14 protein-coding genes and 2 pseudogenes are annotated in these 18,192 nt (G+C 61.6%); 5 read left to right on the top strand and 11 right to left on the bottom strand.

What is annotated here, in order from left to right:
- Positions 1-19: 19 nt before the first annotated feature.
- The 3 genes from H1204_RS27895 to H1204_RS27885 all read right to left on the bottom strand — a co-directional run bounded on the left by H1204_RS27895 (position 20) and on the right by H1204_RS27885 (position 2,055).
- Positions 20-634, bottom strand: coding sequence for a flavin reductase family protein (locus tag H1204_RS27895; RefSeq protein WP_180731709.1), 615 nt, complete (start codon positions 632-634; stop codon positions 20-22).
- 36 nt (positions 635-670) lie between these two features.
- A complete protein-coding gene (locus H1204_RS27890; protein ID WP_180731708.1) occupies positions 671-1,600 on the bottom strand; it encodes a 3-hydroxyacyl-CoA dehydrogenase family protein in 930 nt (309 codons plus the stop codon).
- A 164-nt stretch (positions 1,601-1,764) separates the two neighbouring features.
- The gene (locus H1204_RS27885) at positions 1,765-2,055 is read right to left on the bottom strand and encodes a hypothetical protein (protein ID WP_180731707.1); all 291 of its coding nucleotides are present in this window, start codon (positions 2,053-2,055) and stop codon (positions 1,765-1,767) included.
- Positions 2,056-2,352: 297 nt separating this feature from the next.
- On the opposite strand from H1204_RS27885, the gene H1204_RS27880 reads away from it, so the two are divergent.
- Positions 2,353-2,502, top strand: a complete 150-nt coding sequence (locus tag H1204_RS27880; RefSeq protein ID WP_180730993.1) for a hypothetical protein — start codon at positions 2,353-2,355, stop codon at positions 2,500-2,502.
- A gap of 514 nt (positions 2,503-3,016) precedes the next feature.
- Here H1204_RS27880 and H1204_RS27875 read toward each other — a convergent pair.
- The gene (locus tag H1204_RS27875; protein WP_180731706.1) at positions 3,017-4,288 is read right to left on the bottom strand and encodes a hypothetical protein; all 1,272 of its coding nucleotides are present in this window, start codon (positions 4,286-4,288) and stop codon (positions 3,017-3,019) included.
- A gap of 206 nt (positions 4,289-4,494) precedes the next feature.
- Positions 4,495-5,180: pseudogene (locus tag H1204_RS27870) on the bottom strand (MgtC/SapB family protein).
- A 155-nt stretch (positions 5,181-5,335) separates the two neighbouring features.
- On the opposite strand from H1204_RS27870, the gene H1204_RS27865 reads away from it, so the two are divergent.
- A complete protein-coding gene (locus H1204_RS27865; RefSeq protein ID WP_180731705.1) occupies positions 5,336-6,436 on the top strand; it encodes an AGE family epimerase/isomerase in 1,101 nt (366 codons plus the stop codon).
- An 869-nt stretch (positions 6,437-7,305) separates the two neighbouring features.
- Here H1204_RS27865 and H1204_RS27860 read toward each other — a convergent pair.
- Positions 7,306-8,915, bottom strand: a pseudogene (locus H1204_RS27860) (methyl-accepting chemotaxis protein).
- A 240-nt stretch (positions 8,916-9,155) separates the two neighbouring features.
- Here H1204_RS27860 and H1204_RS27855 point away from each other — a divergent pair.
- A complete protein-coding gene (locus tag H1204_RS27855; RefSeq protein WP_180731704.1) occupies positions 9,156-9,611 on the top strand; it encodes a PaaI family thioesterase in 456 nt (151 codons plus the stop codon).
- A gap of 1,362 nt (positions 9,612-10,973) precedes the next feature.
- On the opposite strand, the gene H1204_RS27850 is transcribed toward H1204_RS27855, so the two are convergent.
- The 4 genes from H1204_RS27850 to H1204_RS27835 all read right to left on the bottom strand — a co-directional run bounded on the left by H1204_RS27850 (position 10,974) and on the right by H1204_RS27835 (position 15,380).
- Positions 10,974-12,338 carry an aromatic acid/H+ symport family MFS transporter gene (locus H1204_RS27850; protein ID WP_180731703.1) on the bottom strand — a complete coding sequence of 455 codons (1,365 nt, stop codon included), beginning with the start codon at positions 12,336-12,338 and terminating at the stop codon, positions 10,974-10,976.
- A 70-nt stretch (positions 12,339-12,408) separates the two neighbouring features.
- Positions 12,409-12,747: an NIPSNAP family protein gene (locus H1204_RS27845; RefSeq protein WP_007586401.1), complete on the bottom strand. Its 339-nt coding sequence runs from the start codon at positions 12,745-12,747 to the stop codon at positions 12,409-12,411.
- 11 nt (positions 12,748-12,758) lie between these two features.
- Complete coding sequence (locus H1204_RS27840) at positions 12,759-14,516, bottom strand: FAD-dependent oxidoreductase (protein ID WP_180731702.1); 1,758 nt, start codon at positions 14,514-14,516, stop codon at positions 12,759-12,761.
- A gap of 33 nt (positions 14,517-14,549) precedes the next feature.
- On the bottom strand, positions 14,550-15,380 hold the full coding sequence (locus H1204_RS27835) for an SDR family oxidoreductase (RefSeq protein WP_180731701.1): 831 nt from the start codon (positions 15,378-15,380) through the stop codon (positions 14,550-14,552).
- A 145-nt stretch (positions 15,381-15,525) separates the two neighbouring features.
- Here H1204_RS27835 and H1204_RS27830 point away from each other — a divergent pair, with 145 nt between their 5' ends.
- Positions 15,526-16,419, top strand: coding sequence for a helix-turn-helix domain-containing protein (locus tag H1204_RS27830; RefSeq protein WP_180731700.1), 894 nt, complete (start codon positions 15,526-15,528; stop codon positions 16,417-16,419).
- A gap of 11 nt (positions 16,420-16,430) precedes the next feature.
- On the opposite strand, the gene H1204_RS27825 is transcribed toward H1204_RS27830, so the two are convergent.
- Entirely contained in the window at positions 16,431-17,603 is a 1,173-nt protein-coding gene (locus tag H1204_RS27825; protein ID WP_180731699.1) for a 4-hydroxybenzoate 3-monooxygenase, read from the bottom strand.
- A 219-nt stretch (positions 17,604-17,822) separates the two neighbouring features.
- On the opposite strand from H1204_RS27825, the gene H1204_RS27820 reads away from it, so the two are divergent.
- Positions 17,823-18,179: a BON domain-containing protein gene (locus H1204_RS27820; RefSeq protein ID WP_180731698.1), complete on the top strand. Its 357-nt coding sequence runs from the start codon at positions 17,823-17,825 to the stop codon at positions 18,177-18,179.
- Positions 18,180-18,192: the final 13 nt, after the last annotated feature.

The raw sequence follows: 18,192 nt of genomic DNA, 5'->3' as shown, positions 1-18,192 counted from the left end.
GCGAGCGCCCGTCAGGAAATCAGGACGTCGGGCGAATCATCTGGAACATGTCGCCGATCTGCGCATAGTCGGCGCGATAGCCCGCGCGCATGATCGGCTGCGCGGCCTGCGTGTCGAACAGACCGTCCTTCAGATACGCGTTCTGGATGTGCACGCCGACCACCTGTCCGAGCGCGAGCCAGTTGTCCATTGGCTTGCCGCTCAGATCGTGCAACTGCACGATCTGCAACAGCTTGCATTCGAGCGCGGCAGGCGATTCGCCGACATGCGGCACCGACACGTTGCGGCCCGCGACAGGCGTCAGTCCCGACAGCTGGAACTCGTCGACGTCCGCCGCGACGGGCGCTGACGTGCGGTTCATCTGCTCGGCGAGCGGGCGTGTCGCCAGATTCCAGACGAACTCGCGCGTCTCTGCGATATTGCGGATGCTGTCCTTGCGGCCTTCGCTAGCGAAGCCGATGATCGACGGAAGCGTCGAAAATGCGCCGAAGAAGCTGTACGGCGCGAGATTCAGCTGACCGCCCGCCGAGCGCGTCGATACCCAGCCGATCAGGCGCGGCGCGACGATCGCCTTGAACGGGTCGTGCGGCAAGCCGTGGCCGGTAGCTGGATCATAGAAATAGACGTCGGACATGATGTCGCTCTCGTTGTGATTGACCGTGCGTGCCGCTCAGTTCTTTCCGTTGCTCTGGATCACGCGCTTGCGTCCCACCTTGACCCTCGCCGTCTGCGCGTCGTCCCAGTCGTAAAAACCCGCGCCGCTGCGCACGCCGACGCGCCCCGCCTGCACGTGCTCGCGCAGCAGATCGAGCACGTCTTCGTCTTTGGCGAGCGCGGGCATCAGGTGCGTGCTGATATCGACGAACGTATCGAGGCCGCCCATGTCCGCGCCTTCGAACGGCCCGACGATGCCCCAGCGCTTGCCAAGCGACGCCTTCATCACACGGTCGACGACATCGGGCGTCGCCGCGCCCGAGCGCACGATGTTCAGCGCCTCGCGCAGCACCGCGAATTGCAGCCGGTTGCCGACGAAGCCCGGAATCGCTTTCGACAACACGACGGGCTCCATGCCGATTGCGTGCATCAGCGCGACGGTCGAGTCGATCGCGTGCTGCGCCGTGTCGCTGCCCGGCACGACTTCGACGAGCGGGATCATGTGCGGCGGATTCCAGAAGTGCGCGATCAGAAAGCGTTCCGGCGCGCGCAGCGGCGCGGTCAACTGATCGGGCGGAAAGCCACTGGTGTTGCTGGCGAGGATCGCGTCGTCGCGCAGCACTTCGTTTAACTGTGCGTAGAGGCGGTGCTTCAGTTCGAGCACTTCAGGAATCGCCTCGATCACGATATGCGCGTCGGCCATGGCGTCGAGCGTGGCGCTCGTTTCGATGCGCGACAGCGCGTCTTCTTTTGCTTGCCCGTCGATGCGGCCCGCGTCGATCAGTTCGTCGAGCACGGCTCGCGCTTTCGGCGCGACGCTTTCGAGCCTCGTTGGATCGACGTCATGGACGATCGTCCTGTGTCCGTGCAGCGCGCTTTGCGTCGCAATGCCGACGCCCATCAATCCCGTTCCCACTACGCCTACGACTGGCTTGCTCAAACCCATTCCCCGTTTCCGTGTGTTGCCTTTCGAAGCTCACAAGCATAGCGCAGCGCATGTTTTTTCGACGGCGGATACGACAAGGCCGGCGCGCTCTTGCGAGCGGCCGGCCCTGTGGTTCATCCTCGCCACGGCGCATCAGGCGATGCGAAGCGTGCCCTCAGTCCGTCTTAGTAACGCGGCGGCGGCGGACGGTGGTCGCGGTCATGGTACGGGTCGCGATCGTGCGGGTGATGACGCATCCAGTCGTCGTGCGCCCAGTAGCGGTGGCCGTCATAGTAACGGTCGCCGTGCCAGCCGATGTCGACCTGCACGCCCACCGGCATCATGTGCGGTTGCTCATAAGCGGGCTGCGTGTGCATCGGCGCATATTGCGCGAAGGCGCTGCCTGCGCCGAGCAGTGCTCCGCCAGCGATCAGCGTGACGACGATCGAACGCGAAGTCTTCTTGATGGCATTCATGGCTATTCTCCCTTTCGAGTTTGTTGCGAGCGATGGCTGGATCGACCGGGACGGTCATGAGATTCGCCGTTCGCTTGAGACCCACTTTAGCGGCGCAGACCTTTCACAGACGTGAGGACTTGTAAGCGCATATTTCATACGATGTACGCGACGAATCCGGGGTCGCTCGGGGATTTGCCGTGTTTTCACACGGCTGTGCGCGGATTGGCGATGCGCGATGGGTCAGTGCCCGTAGAGCCCCTGTTACATTCATTTCGGCGTGGAAATAATGCGCGGGCGATTACGACGGTGCGCGCAATGACGGGAGCGTCTTTCTTCAAGGCGCTTGGTGGCTTTCTGACGCGCAAAAACAAAAGCCCGGCAAAGCCGGGCTTTTCAGTTTCGCCGCTTCTGGAGGGCGGCGAGATGCACAGTGCAACGTCTTTTTATGGGCTGCCTACCGATTAGTCGGTAAGACGGACGCCGAACAAGGTTGCTTGCGACTTGCGAACACGCTCCGCTTCGCGGTGACGTGCTTCGTACGAATAATCCGAATCCAGAGGCAAGTGAGGCGACGCGAAGAGGTCGCTAACCTTTTGGAACAGCGCGAAAAGATAGTTCATGGCGACTCCCGGTGGGTTGGTGATTCAGGGTTTTCCCTTATGAAGAAGTATAGGGTTTTCCCTAACCGAAAGCTAGTGCAATGCAGCATTTTTTCGGTGTGGTCATTCGCCGCATGGGCTCTCAGGCAATATTGCGGCGCAGCACGTCCGCAGCATGCGGCTTCCAGACCCGCCCCTGTTTTTTGCAAGACTGATGCGTGGATACAACGGGGCGCGGTGGGTGTCGGTGGTGCGGTTTGCCGCAGACGGTTAGTTGCCCGCTGTTCCGCTGCCGCGCCAGCGATGGCGCTCGCGCAGCGGGATAAGGCAGGAACCGGAGAGAGCCCGCCGCGCAAATGTGCGCGACGGGTGGACGAGGCTTAGTGAGTGTGCGCTGACTTGCGCTTCTGAACGTGCTGCGCGTGCGCCGCATGCGTTTCGGCGGACTTTGTTGCCGCCGGTGCGACGGGCGCCGGCGTTGCTGGCGCCGCCGGAACCTGGACGCTGACAGGAAGGCTCGTGGTCGACGAATCGGTGTCGAGCAACGTCGCGAGCGTCGCCTGCTGGTTCAGCATCATCTGTTCGATGCGCTGTTCGTGCGCGGTCGACTGATGCGAGAGGCGGAACAGCAACAGCGTTTGCGCGATGCCAATCGCGATCGTCATCAGCAAGGCGCAGACGACGATCGTCAGCATCCATTTCATGCGCCGGGTGTGGTCGTCGGCGGCGCGACGCTGGTCGGCGATCACGCCGTAGAGCGCATCGACGGTATCAGCGAAGGCGGTCGCGCGTGCGTGATCGAGTTCCGGCGTGGCGCGCGGCGCGTGCGTCTGCGGTGGCGGAACGTACGACGCGGGGCGTGTGGGCTGTACTTTCGGGGCCGCCGCGCTCGCGCCATGCGCGGACACTTCGGGCGCGACCGCCGGTGCTGTTTTGCTGTCTGGGTTCGCGGAACGCTGCGCCAATCCGCCGGGCGCAGGCGAACTCTCGCTTTGTTGGGTATCGGCGGCAGCGTCGGCATCCGCCGCGTTGGTCGGCGGCGAAATCTGACGCAGCGCCGCAACACTGCGCACGACGCTCGCCGCCGCAAGCGACGCAGCCTGCGTCGGTGCGTCCGGAGCCGCGTCTTGGGCCGCGTTCAGAGCCGGTTTCGTGGCTGCCGGCGCAACTTCGCCGTCGACGGAAGCAGCCAGCGCTTGTCCTTCAGCGACAGCCGGCTCCAGCGCGCCCGCTTCCGTATCGATCACCATCTGCCCGTCGTGCTGCATGGCATCGGACGCCAGATCCTTCGACGGCGCCGCGCCACGCACCGCGCGCGCGGCAGCCTTCGGTTCCGCCACACCCGCCGCAAAGCCCACGCCATCCGGCGCGCCGACGGCCGCCAGCACGACATCGGGCAATTCAAAGCCTTGCAGCGTGCCTTGCCGCACGTCGATGCTCATCGCCTGCTGCTCGGCGCGCGCGGTGTCGTCGGGGAAGAGGTCGAGCGTGCTGCCGTCGCGTGCGGCATCGCTCAGTTGCGCGAGACGCTGCGCCGAGCGTGCGGCGCGCGCAAGCTTGTTTTCGGTTTCGGGAGAGACAGTGGACGTGCGCCGATTCTGCGAACGGGGGCGCGACGGGCGGGAAATCGTGGATTCTGCGGAATCTGCCATGTAGGAAAAGCGGGAGCGCAGCGTTCGTCGCCATTCAAGGCGCCCGTCACCGCTGCCGTCGGTATTTTTCTAGAGCCGCCATTGTCTCATGCAAAGAGGGTCACAGAAGTGGATCGGAGCCTTTTTGGGACGGCATTTCACGCGACGATGCCAGACTCGCCACGACCCGCGCTGGCCGTCGCCAGACGATCATGCGCAGATCCCGTTCATATTGGCTCGCCATTGTCCCGAAACTCTTTCACGCCCTGTAGAGCATGCAATTGACCGCAGATCGCCGCATATTCCGTCGACGAGACGCGGTGCAGCGTGATCATCACTTCATCCATTTGCGCATCGTCGTCGCTCTGCTGCATCACGAACTGTTTGACGCGCGGACTCGCCGGACCGAGCGCCTCGTGCAGCGTATGAAACGTCATCGAGCCGCGCTCGACCAGCAGCAACAGTTGGCGGCGCTGCTTGACCGTGATGAAGCGCTTCTCGATCGGTTTGATCCCGGCCAGGATAATCAGAATGATGAGCGTCGCGGCGATCGACGCCGTGTACAATCCGCCGCCGACAGCCAGCCCGATCGCGGCGACGGACCACAGGCTCGCCGCCGTCGTCCGGCCGCGGATGATCTCGCCGCGCAGCAGGATCGACCCGGCGCCCAGAAAGCCGATGCCGGATACGACCTGCGCGGCGATCCGCGACGGGTCGAGCACGACGTGCTGGTTGCCGGGCACGTCCGCGAAGCCGAATGCCGACACGATCATGATGAGCGTCGAGCCGACGCACACGAGCATATGCGTGCGCAGCCCCGCCGCCCGCGAAGCCGCTCGCGCTCGAAGCCGATTACGCTGCCGAGTGCTGCCGCGAGCACGAGCCGGGAAATGAGTTCGAAATTGCCGATCATGTTGTTCTCCTTGTGATGTCGCCGGTTGCCTTTGTCTTTGCCCCCGCCCTTGGCGTAGTCTTACGGCGCCTGCGTCCTGATGCCCGATGCGTGCCGTTTGCCTTATGCTGCTGCATCGGCGCGTACGCCTCTTATTCCTTTCGACTTTCCGCACCATGAATGCAACTGCATCGACGCCTGAGCTCGCAGCCGCGCTGCGCGAGCATTTCGCGCGCGTCATCCTGCCGATCTGGCGAGGCCCGGGTTTCAACGCCGCCCTTGGACTGCCGTACGAAGCCGTCGCCACCGACGGCCGCACACCGCTTCCCGTCACGCGTTACCGCGCAATGGCCTGCGCGCGGCAGCTGTTCGTTTTCGCGCTGGCAGGCGAGATGGAGCATGCGCAGCGTCTGTTCGAATCGCTGACCCGTATCTTTCAGGACAGCACGCATGGTGGATGGTTCTATAGCGTGGACGCACAAGGCGTGCCGCTCGACACCACCAAAGACCTGTACACCCACGCGTTCGTTGTGTTCGCATGCGCCGAATACGGCGCGCGTTCGGGCAACCGCGATGCACTGGACATCGTGCATCGCGCGTCGTCGCTGATCGAGGACCGCTTCGCTGCCCGTGATGGCCTGCTACACGCTGCGCTCGATGCCGGCTTCTCGGGCACGGACGGCATGCCGTTGCAAAACCCGCTGATGCATCTGACGGAGGCATGGCTCGCGGCGCGCGCCGCGACTCAGGACGCCGCGTTCGATACGGCGCTCGCCAGGCTCGGTGACGCCATTGCGCGTACTTTCGTGCATCAGCCGACGGGGTGTATCGCTGAATTGCCCTTGGGCAGTGCGGATAACCGGCTAGAGCCGGGGCATCAGTTCGAATGGTTCTGGCTCGTGAGGCAGGCGGGCGATCTGCTCGCCGGGTCGGGTTTGCGCGAGGCGCTCGCGCGGGCGTTTCTGTTCGCGCACGAAAGGGGCGTCGATGCGGCGACGGGCGGCGTGCATGCGGCGCTCGATGAAGCGGGTGGGGTCGAGGATTCAACTCAGCGGATCTGGGCGCAGACGGAGTATCTGCGTGCGCTTGCTGTGCATGATGATGCCGAGGTGCGGGCAGTGTTGCCGCAGCAGATTGGGCGGTTCCAGCCGCGGTTTTTGAATGCGCGTGGCTGGGTTGAATGCAGGACGCAAACGGGTGAGGTCTCGCGGGCGGAGATGCCTTCGACGACGCCGTATCATCTTGCTACTGCTTATCTGGCGTTGCCCGAGGTTTGATGTTTTGTTGAGTGCGTCGTCTTCGCGGTGCGGGCGTTGCCGTTAGGTGTTTTGGACTTTACGCTGGCATCCGCGGTTTGCCTTTGCGGCGCGTTCGGTTTGGTTTGCTCGTGTTGTCGCTGGCATCCGCGTTTTGCCTTCGCGCTTCAGGCGTCGCCCCTGTGCGGGGCGGCACCTACTTTTCTTTGCCGCCGCAAAGAAAAGTAGGCAAAAGAAAGCGGCTCACACCGCCAGTTCTTGTGTTTGCCTGAGGGCCCCCAACGGGTCTTATGCTTCGCACGGCAACGTCTTTGTTCGCGCGTGTTGCCAACGCTCTAAATGTGCGCCTCACCCGCTTCACACACCCGCACATTTGCCGGCGGCAGCGAACGGTTTGTGCCGCCCAGGTGGCAAACTGTGTGTAGGTTGTCGCGTCGTATAGGGTAGCGCTCTTACAGGGTGGAACGCGGGCGCTATCGGTCCGGAGTGAGGCGTTTCGAGTGCTACGGCCTACACACAGTTTGCCACCTGGGCGGCGGTGGAATAGCTGGCACGGCATGATGCGGCGCGGGTGCGTGAAGCGGGTGAGGCGTACATTTAGAGCGCTGGCAACGAGCATGGGTCACGTGATTGCCGTGTGAGGCGTAAGACCGGTTGGGGGCCCTCAGGCAAACACAAGAACTGGCGGTGTGAGCCGCTTTCTTTTGCCTACTTTTCTTTGGCGGCGGCAAAGAAAAGTAGGCGCCGCCCCGCACAGGGGCGACGCCTGAAGCACGCTAACAAATCGCGGATGCCAGCGACAACACGAGCAAACCAAACCGAACGCGCCACGAAAACCGCTAACGCGTGGCCCAACGCAAAGCCCCCCCAAAAAACCCGAACGCGTGCGTTCAAACAACAACATGCCCGCCGAGCACCGGCGCCAATCCCCCCCGCGTGCGATGCGAAATCAAAACCACATCAGAAATCTCAAACGCAGCCACAGCATCCTTCATCTGCCGCGTCTGCTGATGCAACGAAGAAGCCGCAGCCGCAGCCTCCTCAACGAGCGCCGCGTTCTGCTGCGTCATCTCATCCATCTGCACGACGGCCTGATTGACCTGCTCGATACCCGTGCTCTGCTCGAGCGATGAAGCGCTAATCTCAGCCATCATCTGCGTGACACGCGAGATCGACTCCGACACATTGCGCATCGCCTCCCCCGCGCGTTCGACCAGCACCGATCCGCCCTGAATCTCCGCGACCGACTCGCTGATCAGTTGCTTGATCTCCTTCGCCGACTGCGCGCTGCGCTGCGCGAGACCGCGCACCTCACCCGCGACAACAGCAAAGCCGCGTCCCTGCTCTCCCGCGCGCGCCGCTTCGACGGCCGCGTTCAACGCGAGAATGTTGGTCTGGAACGCGATCCCGTCGATCACCGTGATGATCTCCGCAATACGGTCCGAGCTTTGGGCGATGCCGTGCATCTTCGCGACGACCTGATTGACGACCTCACTGCCATGCGAGGTCGCATCGAGTGCAGTCTCCGCGAGCGCATTCGCTTCGCGTGCGTGGTCGGCGTTCTGGCGCACCGTCGCCGTCAGCTCTTCCATGCTCGACGCCGTCTCTTCGAGCGACGCAGCCTGATTCTCCGTGCGCGCCGACAGATCGGCATTGCCCGTGGCAATTTCGTCGGCGCCGATATAGATCGAATCGGCGGCTTCGCGCACGGTCTTCACAGTGCGCGCCACGCTCGCCTGCATCACCGACAGGCCCGAGAACAAACGCCCGATTTCATTCGTGCCGCGCGCTTCGATCGGCTGGTTCAGGCGGCCTTGCGCGATGCGCTCGAAGTGCCGGCCCGCCTCTTCCAGCGGACCCACGACGCCGCGCCGCAATGCCACGTAAACGCCCCCGTCCCCGCCAGCAGCAGCGCGAGAATCACGAGGCCAACCGAACGGAACAGCGTCTGACGTTCATCGATCGAATCCATCGATGCGCGGCCCGTCGCGTCGCCGAATTGCGTGAAGTTGTGCAACTCGGTCAGATACGCGTCCTGCATGCCTTGGGTCGGCTGATCGAGGAACGCCTGAATGTTGCCCGCGTCGAGGTATTGCGCGAGTTCGCCGAGCGCAGTGTGAATCTTCTGGTACTTCTCGTTGAGCGCGGCGGCGCGCGCGTTGTTTTCGTCGTTGAGTTTCGGGGCGTTCATGAAGGCCGTGAACGAGCGGTCCGCGGCGGTGAGCTGCTCGCGCGCGTGCTGGACGATGTCGGTTGGCTCCGCGCCGCCGCGCACCATCCGCGTGCCGGCGCGCGACAGGTTGATGCGTGCGTCCATCAGATGCTGCGTCGTCTCATTGACGGCATTCACCTGATGCAGCGCGACGTTCGAGAGATCGTTGACGTCGTCGTGCGTGCGGGTCATCGACCAGAATCCGAGCCCCTCCGTCACCAGCTGGAAAATACAAAAAGCGGCCAAAACGCATAACAAGCCTGAAGCGACTTTGATCTTGCTGAACATCGAAACACCTGAATTGCTGAGAGGGACGGGAGTGCATCCGGGTTTACGGCAATGTCGGGCAATGCCTTGAGTGTTCGCCCGCAAAATTCCTGATGTGTGAGTATTTCGGAAGCTTACGCACGCGATTACGTCGATTTGCACAACAATTGCCGTGCAATTCTTCGAATTCCCTTGACGCGCTGCATTTGCGCTTCCTAGAGTGGGGACATCGCCACGCGGGTTAAGCCCGAAGGAACGACGATGACAGACCTACTCGACCGGGCGCGTGGCGCACTGCACGCCCAGCCATTCAGCGTGCTGCTCGGCACCGAACTGATGTATGTCGGTGCGAATGAGTTGACGCTGTGCCTGCCGATCCGCGACGAATTGCGGCAACAGCATGGTTTCGTGCATGGCGGCGTGATCAGTTATCTCGCCGATAACGCGCTCACTTTTGCTGGCGCGCTGGCGCTTGGGCCTCGCGTTGTGACGGGCGAGTACAAGATCAACTATCTGCGGCCCGCGATGACGGGTGTGCTGATGGCGCGGGCGGAAGTGGTGTATGTGGGGCGGCAGCAGGCCACCTGTCAGTGCAATGTGTTTGTTACCGATGGGGATAAGGAACGGCTTGTCGCTGTCGCGCAGGGGACGATCAATCGTATGGGGGATGGGACGGAGGCTGGGGCTCCGTATGAGGAGCGACGTTTGCACGAGTGATTTTTTTGTCTGCGACGCCTCAGTTGGCGTTTTTGGCTTTTTTGCTGGTGTCCGCTATGCGGTTCGGTTTGCCTCTGCGCTGGCATTCGCGGTTTGCCTTCGTGGCGCGGCTTGTTTGGTTTGCTTGTGTTTGCGCTGGCATCCGCGATTCGTTAGCCTGCTTCACGCGTCGCCCCTGTGCGGGGCGGCACCTACTTTTCTTTGCCGCCGCAAAGAAAAGTAGGCAAAAGAAAGCGGCTAACACCGCCAACATTTCTTCCTGCCTGAGGGCCCCCAAACGGTCTTACGCTTCACATGGCAACGGCGCTGCTGGCGCGTGTTGCCAACGCTTTGAATAAACGCCTCACCCGCTTCGAATGCATTTGCACAGGCAAGCGGCAGCGACTGGTATGTGCCGCCCAGGTGGCAAACTGTGTGTAGGTTGTCGCGTCGTATAGCGTGGCGCCCTTACAGGGTGGTGCGCGTGCGCTATCGGTTCGAAGTGAGGCGTGTGTGGCGCTACGGCCGACACACAGTTTGCCACCTGGGCGGCGGTGGAATAGCTGGCACGGCATGATGCAGTGCGGGTGCGTGAAGCGGGTGAGGCGCACCGCAATAGCGTTGGCAACGAACATGGGTCACGTGATTGCCGTGTGAAGCGTAAGACCCGTTGGGGCCCTCAGGCAAAAACTAGAACTGGCGGTGTGAGCCGCTTTCTTTTGCCTAGGCAAAAGAAAGCGGCTAACACCGCCAACATTTCTTCTTGCCTGAGGGCCCCCAACTGGTCTTACGCTTCACACGGCAGCATTTCTGTTCGCGTTCGTTGCCAACGCTTTGAATGAGCGCCTCACCCGCTTCGAATACCCGTATTCGGCCGAGCGGCAGCGAATGGTATGCGCCGCCCAGGTGGCAAACTGTGTGTAGGTTGTCACGGCGTATAGGCTAGCGCTCTTACAGGGTGGGACGCGTGCGCTATCGGTCCGGAGTGAGGCGTGTGGAGCACTACGGCCTACACACAGTTTGCCACCTGGGCGGCCGTGGAATGCCTGACACGGCATGATGCAGCGCGGGTGCGTGAAGCGGGTGAGGCGCACCGCAAGAGCGCTGGCAACGCACATGGGTCACGTGATTGCCGTGTGAGGCGTAGGAACCTTTGGGGGCCCTCAGGCAAGCACACGAGCTGGCGGTGTTAGCCGCTTTCTTTTGCCTACTTTTCTTTGCGGCGGCAAAGAAAAGTAGGTGCCGCCCCGCACAGGGGCGACGTGTGAAGCACGCTAACAAAACGCGGATGCCAGCGAAAACCCCAAAAAAACCAAACCGGCCGCGCCACGAAGCCATAACGCAAATTCCACCGCAAACAAAAAAGCACAATGGCAAACCGCTTCACTCCACGGCTGGCGTCAAATCGGCCGCTCCGATCCCCGACACCCGCACACGCCCTGCCACGGCGAAGACACCTAACGCAGCAATCATCGCAGGCACCGCGAGCAAACTAAACACCGATCCAAACTGCCAGCCCAGCCCCATCAACGCAGCGCCAACGAGCGCGCCCGCCACGCCACCGATCCGCCCCACACCGAGCATCCACGCCACACCCGTAGCACGTCCTTCAGTCGGATAGAAGCTCGCAGCAAGCGCAGACATCGACGTAACAGCCGACGTCACAACCGTGCCCGTCAGAAAAATGAGCGTACCGAGCCACACCTGGTGTCCAAGACCGTGCCCCACAAGCATAACCAGCACGGCCGCCATGACATACGTACACGCAATCACGCGATTCGCCCTGAACCGGTCCATCAACCAGCCGACACTCAGATTCCCGAGCACACCACCAAGCGGAAACAGCGAAGTCATCAACGCCGCGTTTTGCCCCGAAAACCCAGTGTCCTTGAAAAGCGTGGGCAACCAGTTGGTCAGCAGGTAATAGATCAACAGTCCCATGAAATAGGCGAGCCACAGCATCAGCGTGCCAAAGCGGAAACGCGACGAGAGCACCACACGCAATGCAGACCCGCGATGCTCCGCCACCTGCTCACCCGTAACGAACCTGCATTCACCGAGGCGCGCGTCTTTGGCGATACGCGAAAGAACCTTTGCGATACGCGCGTCGCCGCGCTTCCTCGTCACCATGAATTGCGCAGATTCAGGCAGCAGCATGATGAGCACGAGCGTCAACACGATCGGTCCAACACCGCCTGCTACGAGCACGCTATGCCAGCCGAAATGCGGAATGAGCCACGCGGACGCGATACCGCCAATCGCAAGGCCGCACGAAAAGCCGCAGAACATCGCATTCACGGCGACGGCGCGAATGCGGGACGGCGCGTATTCGGACATCAACGTGACCGCATTGGGCATCGCAGCGCCGAGTCCAAGTCCCGTCATGAAGCGCAGTGCCGTCAACGATTCAATCGAATCCGCGCGTGCCGCAGCGAGGCTCCATAGGCCAAAGAAAAACACCGACAAAACCAGCACCGTTTTGCGTCCAACGCGATCGGCAATCGGCCCCGCACCCAATGCGCCGATGCCCAGACCGACGAGCGCGGCGCTCATCGCGGGCCCTAGCGCGCTGCGGGCAACGCCCCAGTCCTGCACCAGCGAAGGTGCGATGAAACCAACTGCGGCCGTATCGAAGCCATCGGCCGCGACGACCAGGAAACAGAGGACAAGTATCGTCCATTGAAAAGGCGAAAAGCGTTGGCTGTCAATGAAGTTCTGCACATCGACCGTGTGTTTGGGCTGCTGCATTGCGTGTCTCCTTGAATGCGTCTGATGCTTCTCGCGCATATATGTGATGTCGCTGCCTGTTCTTTTTCTTCTATCGCAACGCAGTAAGGCTTCTGAATTCGACGCGCCGGATAATCCTGCTTTCCTGCGCGACGATCAGATGCGCCGATGCCTGCAAATAAGCGGGCCATTCCGGGTCCGCGTCGCGTGCGGTGCGGCGCTGGTCGTAATCGCCGATGCTCTCGTAGCCCCACAGATGCACGACCTGGTTGAGTGCGCCGATATCGCTCATATAGAAACCGACCGGCGCGCCGAGGTACTTCAATTGAATAGGCATCGCGAGACGATCGAATACTTCGATGAATTCCGCCATGCCGCGTGGCCGGATCGTGTAGATGCGGTGATCGATAAAAGGTTTGCCGCTACTCATGGTTCTGTCCTCTATGCCGTTTCAGATTGCCGCTTCTGTTGCGCGTTCGCCGCGTGATCCGCGATACCCGCAAGGCGTCGTCCCGTGATGTAGCCGAATGTCATGATCGGGCCGAGCGTGATGCCCGCGCCTGGATAGTTGCCGCCCATCACGCTCGCGCGATCGTTGCCGACTGCGTACAGCCCGTCGATGACGACACCACGTGCATCCAGCACCTCTCCCGTGACAGCCGTCGTGATGCCGTCGAAGGTTCCCAGGTCGCCCATCACGACCTTGAGCGCGTAGTAAGGGCCGTTGCCGATTGGCGCGACGCAGGGATTGGGCTTGCATTCGGGATCGGCGAGATAGCGGTTGAATGATGTCGAACCGCGCCCGAACTCGGGGTCTTCGCCACGCACTGCGCTTTCGTTGTAGGTGCGTACCGTGGTGTCGAGCGCTTTGGCGTCGATACCCGCACGTCGTGCAAGTTCGCCAAGCGTGCGCCCTTTGACGAGATAGCCATTGCGCAGCAGCGACCCCAATGGCACCGGTGCCGGCTTTGCGTAACCAAGCCCGTACTTGCGAATGGTCGCGTGATCGCAGATCAGCCACATCGCCGTGTCCTTTTCGCCGCGACATGCCTCGATCATCGCCGCGCCGACGTCGTGATAAGAATTCGCTTCATTCGTAAAGCGCTTGCCTTTGCGCGTCACGCCGATAATGCCCGGCTTGTAGCGATCCAGAAGATGCGGAAACACACCGAACGTACCGTCGCGCATCGGCACGCGCGATACGGGCATCCACGCAGCGGGTTGCGGATAACGTATGGGCACCTGAGCGCCGACGCTTTCGGCCATGCGCGCGCCGTCGCCCGTGTTGCCCTTCGGCACCGGCGAACAATGCTCGCCGCCGCGCTTCACATGCGGATACGCTTTGGCAATGCGCGCGATATCGTGCGAAAATCCGCCGCATGCAAGCACGACGCCACGCCGTGCAGCGATACGCATCTCGCCCTGCGGACCTTTGACGACCGCGCCCGTCACGCGCTTGTCCGAGAGCGTGAGTTCTTGCGCAGCCGTATTCGTGTGAATCGGAATACCCAACGAAAGCGCCGTTTTCGCGAGCCGCGCCGCAAGCGCATTGCCGCTCGTGATCTGCACGCCGCGCCGGTAAAGCGCGAGATCCTTCAGATGGCTCGCCAGGCGCTTCGCCACATAGACGGCGGACTTGATCGAGCGCGTCGCGTTGAAGAAATGCTTGAGATCGGCATTCGACGAATTGAACATCATGCCGATGAACGTGATCGTCTTCAGCGGCGGACGCAAACGTGTAATGTCATCGCCAAGCCCTCGCGCGTCATAGGGTGCCGCGACCACCGAGCGGCCGATATCGACGCCGCCTTGCACATCCGGGTGATAGTCGGGATAAAGCGTCGGTACGAATTTGACTTCCGTTTCGCGCTCGAAGAAATCGAGCATTTGCGGGCCGGTGTCGAGGAATGCATCGACGGCCGCTTCGTCGTAGAACGCGCCTGTTTCGTTGCGCATATAAGTCTTCGCCGCCTCGCGTGTGTCGTTGACACCGTTCGCGCGCGCGTGCCGGTTGCCCGGTATCCACAGCACGCCGCCCGAAAACGCCGTCGTGCCGCCGAAGTACGCTTCCTTCTCGATCACGACGACATCGAGCCCGTGCTTGCGCGCCGTGATCGCCGTCGATAATCCGCCTGCGCCCGAACCGATGACGAGTACATCGCACGTCAGCGGCGCGGGTGAATGGGTGTTGGAACTCATGATGACTGTCTCCTGCCGAATGTCTTTTGGTCTCTAGCGCGCCGGGTTGGCCTTTGCGTCATAACCGGGTCGCGGCACCAGATCCATCAGCATGCATTCCAGTCCACCGTCGACGACGAGTTCCGTGCCGTTCACATAGCCCGCCCGAGGGCTCGCAAGAAAGGCGACCACTTCGGCGATATCGACCGGCTCACCGATGCGGCGGTTCGCCGTCATCGCGCTGCGGCGCTGTTCGACATCGCCTTGCGCGTAGAAAGACGCCGACAACGGCGTACGGATCATCCCCGGACAAACCGCGTTGCTGCGCACACCGCGCGGTCCCCACTCGGCCGCGATCTGCTTCGACAGCATCGTCACGGCTGCTTTGCCGGGGCTATAAGCACCGCTCCAGGTCTGCGGATGATGCGCAGCCACCGACGCAACGTGCACGATGCTGCCCGCGCCCTTGCGTAACATCGCGCGGCCGAACGCCTGCGAGCACAGCATGTAGCCGGTGAGATTGACTTGCAGCATCGCGTTCCATGCATCGAGCGCGATGTCCTCGATGCCGCCCGGCCGCAACAGGCCCGCATTGTTGACGAGCACATCCGCAGCGCCGAGTTTTGCTTCGACACTTGCCGCTGCCGCTTCGACGCTTTTCGCGTCGCCGATATCGCACGCGAATGCAAACGCTTCGATGCCGTTCGCGCCGAGCGTCTGCGCGAGGTCTTCGCACTTGCCTGCTTCACGGTCCAGCAATGCGAGACGCGCGCCGTTTTCTCCGAGCACTTTCGCAATCGCACTGCCTATGCCGCCCGCTGCGCCCGTGACGACACAGACCTTGTCATTCAGAGCGAGCCATTCAGCGCCATTTTGTTTAGTCATCCCAATCTCCATGTACTGTTCTTTATCGACGAACCCCGAAATGGTTCGCTCGATTCATGGAGAAAAGTATAGGGACGCGCCGCTCGTCGAGATTGGACAAAGAGCACGCATCGCAGGACAATCCGTACACGGCAAAGGAAAAAGCATGAGGAAAATCCCTAACTACGATTTGTACGGCGAATCCGCGCGGCCGCCGTGGTTCGACGCCTTCAATTTCGAGTGGATTGCCGAGCGCAGCCGGCCCAACGACTGGCATATCGCCGCGCATCGGCATGACGCGTTGCTGCAGGTTCTGTACATTCGCAGCGGCAGCGGGCATGTCGTGATCGAAAGCGAGAAACACGCGCTCGCGCCGCCGTGCGTCGTCGTTTTGCCCGCGCAAACCGTGCATGGTTTCGTGTTTTCGCCCGATATCGACGGGCTGGTGATTACGGCTGCGCAACGTGCGCTGGAGTCGATTTCGAAGGCGGTGTCGCCGGGTCTGCTGCCCGTATTTCAGCGCGCTGCCGTGATTCCCGTGAAGGCGTCAGCGGGCGACGACACATTGATGCCGCTTTTTACGCTGCTCGAACAGGAATACCGCGGCAATGCACGCGGCCATATCGCTGCGGGCATGTCATTGATGATTGCACTTTTCGTGCAAGTGGCAAGATTGGGCGATGCGGCGGCGATGCCCGCGACGAGCGCCGTGGCCGACCGTCGAAGCGGGCAGATCAGGCGCTTTCGCGAACTGGTTGCCGCGCATTTCCGCGAGCATCGGACTGTCGAGTTCTACGCGGAAAAGCTCGGCATTACGACAGCGCAGCTAAGCCGCATTTGCCGCGACGAACTCGGCCATTCGCCGATGTCGCTCGTGAATGAACATCTGATACGCGAAGCACAGCGCGATCTCGTCTATTCGGGCCTGACGATCAAGCAGATCGCGCACGCGCTCGGTTTTGAGGACGCGGCGTATTTCAGCCGTTATTTTCGCAAGCAGACGGGCGCGACACCGAAAGAATTTCAAGCTGCCGCGCACACCGATCTGTCATTGAACTGACTGTGTGCCAGTTATACCGGCACCGCGCCGACATAGTTCTCAGCCATCGAAATCGCCGCGCTGCGCGAGGTCGTCACGTGCTCGAGTTCCGCGACCTGCAATTGCTGTTCGAACGGCGACGCATCGTCGAGACGGTGCATCATGCGCGTCATCCAGTACGAGAAATGTTCTGCGCGCCAGATGCGCTTGAGCGCCGTTTCGCTATAGCTATTGAGCAAGTCGTTGCGGTCTTCCTTGTAGAACGCGCGCAATGCGTCGGACAGAATGCGCACGTCGGAAACGGCCAGATTCAGGCCTTTGGCGCCTGTGGGCGGCACGATATGCGCGGCGTCGCCCGCAAGGAACAGGCGGCCGTGCTGCATCGTCGTCGATACGAAGCTGCGCATGCCCACAATGTTCTTCTGGAAGATCTTGCCTTCTACAACCTTGTGGCCGTCGTCGGAGTCGACGCGCGCATGCATTTCAGCCCAGATTCGATCATCCGACCAGTTGTCGGCGGTATCTTTCGGATCGCATTGGAAGTACATGCGCTGCACATTCGGCGAACGGGTGCTGACGAGTGCAAAACCGCGCTCATGGCGTGCATAGATCAATTCATCCGATGAAGGCGGTGCTTCGACCAGAATGCCGAACCAGCCGAACGGATACACGCGCTGATAATCGCGGCGCAGTGCTTCGGGTATCGCATTGCGCGAAATGCCCTGAGAGCCGTCGCAGCCAATGATGAAATCGCATTGCAGCTCGTGCGCCTCGCCTTGATGGCGATAGCGAATAGTGGGCGTCGTGCCGTCGATACCGTGCAGCGACACGTCCGACACTTCGAATTTCAGCGCGCCTTGCGCCGCCACCCGTGCCGCGACGAGATCCTTGATGACTTCGTGCTGTGCATACACCGTAATCGCTTTGCCCGTGAGGTCGGTGAGATCGATACGGCGGCGCTTGCCTTCGAATGCGAGTTCGAAACCATGATGCAGCGCGCCTTCTGCTTTCATGCGCTCGCCCACGCCTGTTTCCGTGAGCAGATCCATCGTGCCCTGTTCGAGCACGCCTGCGCGTATCGTCGATTCGATCTGCTCGCGGCCGCGCGATTCGAGCACGACGGAATCGATACCTTGCAGATGGAGAAGATGGGAAAGAAGCAGTCCAGCAGGACCGGCGCCGATGATGCCGACTTGAGTACGCATGTGTGTCTCCTAAATGCGTGGTGCGTGTCTTTGATGTGGGTCAAAGTGTGCCGTCGGCGCCTCTATCGAGCAATGCAATAGCGTGAATAAGCGTTATCTAAATTCGAGATAGTAGATGGATGCGGGTTTTCCCTGAGAAAGCAAACGCAGCTTTGGTGGAAGCGGATTGTTGGCTTATCTTTACTGAGCGGTCCCACAAGCAAACAAGGAGAAGCAACTATGAAGTTTCGCAATGTCCTGAGGCTGCTCGCCGTCATCGGTTGCGTCACACTGACGTCGAACGTGTACGCGCAAGCCAGCGATTCGATGTCGATGGCCTCTACGCCGGCGGCACCTTCGAAAAAGGCGACACCTGCCGACAAGAAGCTCGGCCGCGATGTGCGCAAGGCGTTGTCGAAGGCACCGGGCTTCAACGTATCGAACGTCTTCGTGAAAGCGCGCGGCGGCGCGGTGGTGTTATCGGGCAGCGTCCCCGATGGATCGCAGATTCCGCAGGCGACGGAAGTGGCCAAAGGCGTGGCTGGCGTCACGTCGGTCAGCAACAAGCTGACGCTGTACTCGCATGGGAACAACTAGGCCGTTCAATCGT

The organism is Paraburkholderia sp. PGU19, from assembly GCF_013426915.1.
Lineage (GTDB): Bacteria > Pseudomonadota > Gammaproteobacteria > Burkholderiales > Burkholderiaceae > Paraburkholderia.
Note: the sequence above shows the minus strand (reverse complement) of the source record. Positions and strands in the feature narration are given on the sequence as shown.